Source organism: Muribaculum sp. (assembly GCF_029051885.1).
In the GTDB taxonomy this organism is placed as follows: domain Bacteria; phylum Bacteroidota; class Bacteroidia; order Bacteroidales; family Muribaculaceae; genus Muribaculum.
The window spans coordinates 1-7,003 of sequence record NZ_JAIDKI010000042.1; the positions used below are offsets into that span (position 1 = coordinate 1).

The window sequence follows — 7,003 nt, forward strand, 5'->3', positions numbered from 1 at the left end:
ATGTTGAGATTTTTCATCCCCTCCTTTTTCAGTTTTTCAAGTGCTTCCAAGAATTCATTCGGTGTCTGCTCGGCAAAGCGCGAGATACGTATATATCCCGTTGTGGGGTCGGCCATGTAGCTTGCGTCGACACTGTATATGGGTATATCGGCACGGGTGATAGAAAAGTCAATCAGTCCAGGCACATTCTGGCGCATAACCTTGACATCGACGCGTGAGCCTTTAGGGCCGCGCAGTCTGCGCATCACGTCGGAATTCTTCATTTTCACACCTGCGATAATCGTGTCGTCGACTTCGATTATTCTGTCGCCTGGCAGTATTCCCACGCGTTCGGAGGGTCCCCCCGATATGGTGGATATCACATAAAGCGTATCCGATGCCATATTGAATGATATGCCTACTCCGGAGAAGTTGCCGTTGAGCGGCTCGTTGAGTTCTTTGGTCTCTTCGGGGGTTGAATAGGCTGAATGAGGGTCGAGGGTCTTGAGCATGGCGCGTATGGCCTCGTCGACTATTGTGTCCCTGTCGACAGGTTCCACGTAATAGTGCGAGATAAGGTCCTCCGCAATCTGGAGTTTACGGTTGGCCGGCAGTGATGTCATCTGTGCGGCCGACGGTATGAATGTCGCTGCCAGCATTGCCGCAGAGAGTATGTTTAACAAAAAGTGTCTCATCAGGAAATTGACAATAGTTATAAGTTTGCGTCCGGCAATTAGTGAAGTTTGTGTTCTATGTGCCATGTGGCGGTTCTGCAATAATTGTCACGAACCTTGCACTATTATATTAATGTATATCTGTACCGGAGTGTTCGCCACCGGGAGCTTTTGGCACAAACTGGCTAATGTCGTAGCCGCAACGGTCGAGGTCGCGTACCATGGTCGAGCTTACATATTGCAGCTCGGGCAGAGTGTACAGCAACACTGTCTCGATTCCCGAGATACGCCGGTTGGCGTAAGCAAGGTTGCGCTCGTACTCATAGTCGGCAACAGTACGCACGCCGCGAAGTATGAAATGTGCTCCGTGGCGGGCGGCTACGTCGACAGTAAGTCCGTCGTAGCTCGTCACCTCTACACGCGGTTCGTCGGCCATCACGTCTCTTATGTGTTCCACCCGTTCGGCTGTCGGACGGTAGCATCGTTTGGAGTCATTTATGCCCACGGCCACTATTATGCGGTCAAATAATTCAAGACCTCTGTTGATTATCGACAGGTGGCCGATGGTGAATGGGTCGAATGTGCCCGGATATAGAGCTATGCGCTCATGATATTTGGGAGTCATCTTCTACTACAAGGTTGTCAATGATGAAATTCTGTCGTTCGGAGGTGTTTTTGCCCATATAGAACTCAAGCAGTTCGCCTACGGCATCCTCCTTACGCAGTGTCACGAGGTCGAGACGCATGTCGGGGCCGATAAATCCGCGGAACTCCTCAGGTGAAATCTCCCCGAGTCCTTTGAATCGGGTTATCTCGGCATTGTTGCCGAGTCGGGCGATAGCTGCTACACGCTCCTCCTCGCTGTAGCAGTAGTAGGTTTCGTCGGCAGCGGAATTTTTCTTCCCTTTGGCTGCGCCGCGCCTGCGGTTTACATTCTTGTTCCTTACTCTGAACAGCGGGGTCTGCAATACATATACATGCCCTTTCTTGATCAGTTCGGGGAAAAATTGCAGGAAGTATGTGAGCAGCAGCAGGCGTATGTGCATTCCGTCGACATCGGCATCCGTGGCTATAATCACATTGTTGTAGCGCAGGTCGTCGATGCTGTCCTCGATGTTGAGGGCCGCACGCAGCAGTGCGAACTCGTCGTTTTTATAGACATCGGCCAGCGGCATGCCATAGGTGTTGAGCGGCTTGCCTCGCAGTGAGAATACAGCCTGGGTGTCAACATTCCTTATCTTTGTTATTGAGCCGGCGGCCGAGTCGCCCTCGGTTATGAATATCGACGAGGCGTTTTTGCGCTCTTCGTCGCACTTGGTATCGCTGAGGTTTACACGGCAGTCGAGCAGTTTCTTGTTGTGCAGGGCTATTTTTTTCGCTTTCTCGCGCACAGCCTTTGTGACACCGGCCATTGCCTTGCGCTCCTTTTCGTTCTGCTGTATCTTCTTAAGGAGTATGTCGGCTGTGTCAAGATTGATGTGCAGGTAATTGTCGAGTTCCTTTTTTACGAAATCGCCTATGAATTTTGCCACGCTCGGACCATTGGGGCCCATGTCGCGCGACGTGAGTTTGATTTTTGCCTGCGAGTCAAACACCGGCTCTTCTATCTTTACCGATATGGCGGCCACGATACCTCCTCTTATGTCGGAGTATTCGAAATTTTTTCCGAAATGCTCCTTGATTGTGCGTGACAGCGCTTCGCGGAAGGCGGTGAGGTGCGAGCCGCCCTGTGTGGTATGCTGGCCGTTGACAAATGAATAATACTCTTCGCCAAACTGCTTTGTATGGGTGAGCACACATTCGATGTCATCGCTGCGCAGATGGATTATCGGATAAAGAGGGTCCTGCGTCATGTTCTCTTTCAGCAGGTCGAGCAGTCCGTTGCGCGAATAGTAGCGCTTGCCGTTGAGGAATATCGACAGACCGGTGTTGAGGAAAGTATAGTTCTTGATCAGACGCACGATATACTCCTCATGGTAGCGGTAGTCGCGGAAGATGGTGGCATCGGGAGTGAAGCGCACCAGTGTGCCGTTGGGCTGGTCGGAAGCCTCTACCTGGCTGTCGCTTACGATTTCCGCACGTTTGTAGTCGACAGCGTGGGTCATGCCGTCGCGCCAGCTCTGGATATAGAAGTCGGTCGAGAGTGCATTTACCGCCTTGATACCTACACCGTTGAGGCCTACCGACTTCTTAAACGCCTTTGAGTCATATTTCGCGCCGGTATTCATCTTTGAGCTGACATCTACGATTTTGTCAAGAGGGATGCCGCGCCCGAAGTCTCTCACGCTGATGGTGGTATCGGTCACTGTGACTTCAATATGCTTTCCGAATCCCATCATATACTCGTCGATTGCGTTGTCGAGCACTTCTTTGAGCAGCACGTATACGCCGTCGTCGCTTTGCGAGCCGTCGCCAAGGCTGCCGATATACATACCCGGGCGCAGGCGTATGTGCTCGCGCCAGTCGAGTGTCTTGATGTCGTCGCCGGTGTAGTTTGATGGCAGTTGCGGTTCGTTGGCTTCAGTAGCCTCGTCGGGAAGTTGTGGAGTAGTATATTGTTGTTCTGAGTTGGTGGATGCCATTCTGTCTGATAGTTAAAAATGCAGGTAATAGAATCATACCTGCCTAATCAATTCACAAATTTAATAAAAAAATACCACAATGTAGCCCCGCCTATCTAAAAATGAGCTATATTTGCCTTTAGGGTTTACTCAAATTCTTAAAAAGCATCGATTATGGCTGTAGAAATAGAGCGCAAATTTTTGGTAAAGAATCATGATTACCGGCATATGGCTGTCGGCAGTACGCGTATTATGCAGGGATATCTCGCGGCTGATATAAGGGCCACGATAAGAGTGCGGCTGTGTGGCGACAATGCCTACCTTACTGTCAAGGGCGCCAATATCGGCTCCGTGCGTGACGAGTGGGAATATGAGATTCCTGTCGACGATGCCATGCGTATGCTTGAACGCTGTGCGGTAGGGTCTGTAATCGACAAGGAGCGCTATAAGGTGCCTCATGACGGGCACGTATGGGAAGTCGACGAATTCCACGGTCACTACGAGGGGCTTGTTGTCGCTGAAGTAGAACTGTCGGATGAAAATGAGGAGGTGACGATGCCCGACTTTGTAGGCAAGGAGGTCACCGGCAATACGCGGTACTATAACTCGGTGATGGCCTCTGTCGACAATCTGCGTGTGGTCGACGGCCGTCTGGTGTGAAGAAAGCAATCCTCCTTAATATCCGTAAGGAAACTCGACAACATACACTACGCCCCTGCCCGGTAATCGACACCTGGCAGGGGCGTAGTGTATGTTGTCGAGTAGATTGACAGGTCAGCTCCGCTTTACCAGTTTCACTACATTCTCTACATGGGCGGTATGCGGGAACATGTCTACCGGCTGTATTTCTTCGATGCGGTACTTGGTGTCGAGCATCGCGAGGTCGCGCGCCTGTGTGGCCGGATTGCAGCTTACGTATACTATGCGTTCCGGTTCGGCATTGAGTATCACTCCTACCACATCTTCATGCATGCCCGCACGTGGAGGGTCTACAATCATTACCTCCGGACGTCCGTGGATTTCGATAAATTCGTCGGTGAGCACATCTTTCATGTCGCCTGCGAAGAATTCGGTATTCTCGATGCCGTTGGCTGCCGAGTTGACCTTTGCGTCCTCGATGGCTTCGGCCACATATTCGATGCCTATTACCTTTCGGGAGTCTTTTGCCACGAAATTGGCTATGGTGCCTGTGCCGGTATAGAGGTCGTAGACGAGTTCATTGCCCGACAGCCCGGCAAAATTTCTGGCTACTTTGTAGAGCTCGTAAGCCTGGCGCGAGTTGGTCTGATAGAACGATTTCGGCCCGATGCGGAATCTCAGTCCCTCCATCTCTTCTTCGATATAATCACGGCCTGCGAATGTCACTACGGTTTGGTCGCCGATGGTGTCGTTGACCTTGGTGTTGATGACATAGAGCAGCGATGTGATTTCGGGGAATTCGGATGCTACCGCACTTAGCAGGGTGTCGATTTTCTCGTGGTCATCTTCGCCAAACTGCATCAGAGCCATCACCTCGCCTGTCGATGCGATGCGCACCATCAGGTTGCGAAGCAGGCCCTGCTGCTGACGCAGGTCGTAGAATGTATATCCGTTGGAGCGGCCGAAATCGCGGATAAAGTTGCGCAGACGGTTGCCCAGATTGTCCTGCAGGTGGCAGCACTCGATGTCGAGTACCTTGTCAAATGCGCCGGGAATGTGGAATCCGGCACCGTCACGGTCGGTGAACTCTTCGCCCGATTCGAGTTGCTGGCGTGTCAGCCATTTTTTGTTGGAGAATGTGTACTCCATTTTATTGCGGTACTCCCATATTTCGGAAGAGCCGAGAATCGGGTTGATTTCCGGAGCTTCAACTTTGGCTATGCGCTGTATGGCATCCTCTACCTGGCGCTGCTTGCATTGCAGCTGAAAGGAGTAGGGGAGATGTTGCCAGCGGCACCCTCCGCATATTGTAAAATGGTCGCAGCGAGGCGCCACACGGATTTCTCCGGGAGTAATCAGGCGCTCTATACGGCCGTCGGCATAGCTTTTGCGCTTTTTCAGCAACTTTATGTCGGCAATATCGCCGGGTGCGGCAAACGGCACGAATACAACCAGTCCGTCGACACGGGCGAGGGCATTGCCTTCGGCGGCGACATCGGCTATCTCTATATGCTCCAGTACCGGGAGCTCCTTGCGTTTTCTTGACATCTGTTTCTTATGCGAAAATTTTTTGCAAAATTAATGAATTTTATCGCTACTTTTGCACTTGCTTTGCCCATTTCCTTTTTTACTCCCGAATTATGGCGGCTTGTAGCGGGGAGGGCGATTATTTGCAGACAATATTAATCAGTATTTTGGTATGGTAACACTTATGTTAGTAGTCTTTGTGATAGGCTACCTGCTTATTGCTTTCGAGCATGTGATTCACATCAACAAGGCGACATTCGCGCTCCTTATGTGTGGAGTCCTGTGGGCGATATATGCACTTGCCACTCATGACCCGGCCACATCCCACGACCTTGTCGTTGCCCTTGGAGACACCTGTGAGATTGTCGTGTTTCTTATTGGAGCCATGACTATCGTTGAATTGATCGACCGTTATGGAGGCTTTCATATAATAGTCAAGCATATTCGGGCTGAAAACAAGCGCGGGCTTATGTGGGTGCTTGCTCTCGTCGCTTTCTTCATGTCGAGTATCCTCGATAATATGACCACTACTATCATCATGGTGATGATGTTGCGCCGTATGCTGCGCGACCAGAAAGAGCGCTGGCTATTTGCCTGCGTTATCGTGATAGCGGCAAACAGTGGCGGAGCATGGTCGCCTATCGGAGACATCACGACAATCATGCTCTGGATGAAGAATTATGTAAGCTCGGTCGACCTTATCGTAAATCTTCTGGTGCCGTGTATCGTATCAGTCGTAATTCCCGTGTTCCTTGCTTCGCGCCAGATACAGCCTGCACCCGTCGAGGCTCTTAACGCTCAGGACCAGCGTGTGGGCTACGAAATCTCCAAGGAGCATCACAATCTCTCGATACTCATCCTTATATGTGGTGTAGGAGGTCTGCTTTTTGTGCCGATGTTCAAGGCGATGACAGGGCTGCCCCCGTATATGGGAATCCTGATTTCGCTCAGTGTGTTGTGGCTCATAACCGAACTTGTGGTGCGTCATTACAATCTCGACGGCAAGATTGAAGGCCGTATTTCCGGCGCTCTGAAGTCGATTGACATGCCTACAATCCTATTTTTCCTCGGCATCCTTATGGCTGTGGCCGCGCTTCAGGAGGCAAAGATACTCACCGCTCTGGCCACATGGCTCAATGAGGCGATACATCAGCCCTACATCATCAACGGCATTATCGGTGTGCTGTCGTCGATTGTCGACAATGTACCCCTTGTGGCCGCATGCATGAACATGTATCCCGTAGCTACTGAAGCCATGATTCAGGCGTCGGCCGACCCGTCGTATATGATGGCGTTTGTCGAGGATGGGCTGTTCTGGCACCTGCTTACTTTCTGCGCCGGCGTCGGAGGCTCGATGCTCATTATCGGGTCGGCAGCCGGAGTTGTGGCCATGGGCATTGAGAAAATCCCGTTTATGTGGTATATGAAGCGTATCACATGGATGGCTTTCCTTGGCTATATCGCCGGTATGGTGATGATATGGCTTGAGACTTTTGTAATACATATCTGATAGTCTATATAAGTAATAATTTTTACGACTTACTTATAACGTCAGGCGTTGCGCGGCCTATCCGCAGCAACGCCTGACGTGCGATGTGTCATACTGTCGAAACGGTCGGCTCA

The 7,003-nt window shown here is 51.1% G+C and carries 6 protein-coding genes; 2 read left to right on the plus strand and 4 right to left on the minus strand.

Annotated features, from left to right (window positions below; genetic code table 11):
* From K2I50_RS01930 to K2I50_RS01940, 3 genes are all read right to left on the minus strand, one after another.
* Positions 1 to 638: S41 family peptidase (locus tag K2I50_RS01930; protein ID WP_301024565.1), on the minus strand; the 638-nt coding region annotated here is incomplete at its 3' end.
* A gap of 145 nt (positions 639 to 783) precedes the next feature.
* Positions 784 to 1,278 carry a pantetheine-phosphate adenylyltransferase gene (gene coaD / locus K2I50_RS01935; RefSeq protein ID WP_301024566.1) on the minus strand — a complete coding sequence of 165 codons (495 nt, stop codon included), beginning with the start codon at positions 1,276 to 1,278 and terminating at the stop codon, positions 784 to 786.
* Positions 1,259 to 3,235: a DNA topoisomerase IV subunit B gene (locus K2I50_RS01940; protein ID WP_301024567.1), complete on the minus strand. Its 1,977-nt coding sequence runs from the start codon at positions 3,233 to 3,235 to the stop codon at positions 1,259 to 1,261. Before K2I50_RS01940 ends, coaD begins: the two co-directional genes overlap by 20 nt.
* A gap of 153 nt (positions 3,236 to 3,388) precedes the next feature.
* Between K2I50_RS01940 and K2I50_RS01945 the strand changes: the two genes are divergently transcribed.
* Complete coding sequence (locus K2I50_RS01945; protein WP_301024568.1) at positions 3,389 to 3,874, plus strand: CYTH domain-containing protein; 486 nt, start codon at positions 3,389 to 3,391, stop codon at positions 3,872 to 3,874.
* Positions 3,875 to 3,988: 114 nt separating this feature from the next.
* On the opposite strand, the gene rlmD is transcribed toward K2I50_RS01945, so the two are convergent.
* Positions 3,989 to 5,401 (minus strand): 23S rRNA (uracil(1939)-C(5))-methyltransferase RlmD, encoded by a 1,413-nt coding sequence (rlmD, locus tag K2I50_RS01950; RefSeq protein WP_301024569.1) that lies wholly within the window; start codon positions 5,399 to 5,401, stop codon positions 3,989 to 3,991.
* 163 nt (positions 5,402 to 5,564) lie between these two features.
* Between rlmD and nhaD the strand changes: the two genes are divergently transcribed.
* On the plus strand, positions 5,565 to 6,890 hold the full coding sequence (nhaD, locus tag K2I50_RS01955; protein WP_301024570.1) for a sodium:proton antiporter NhaD: 1,326 nt from the start codon (positions 5,565 to 5,567) through the stop codon (positions 6,888 to 6,890).
* Positions 6,891 to 7,003: the final 113 nt, after the last annotated feature.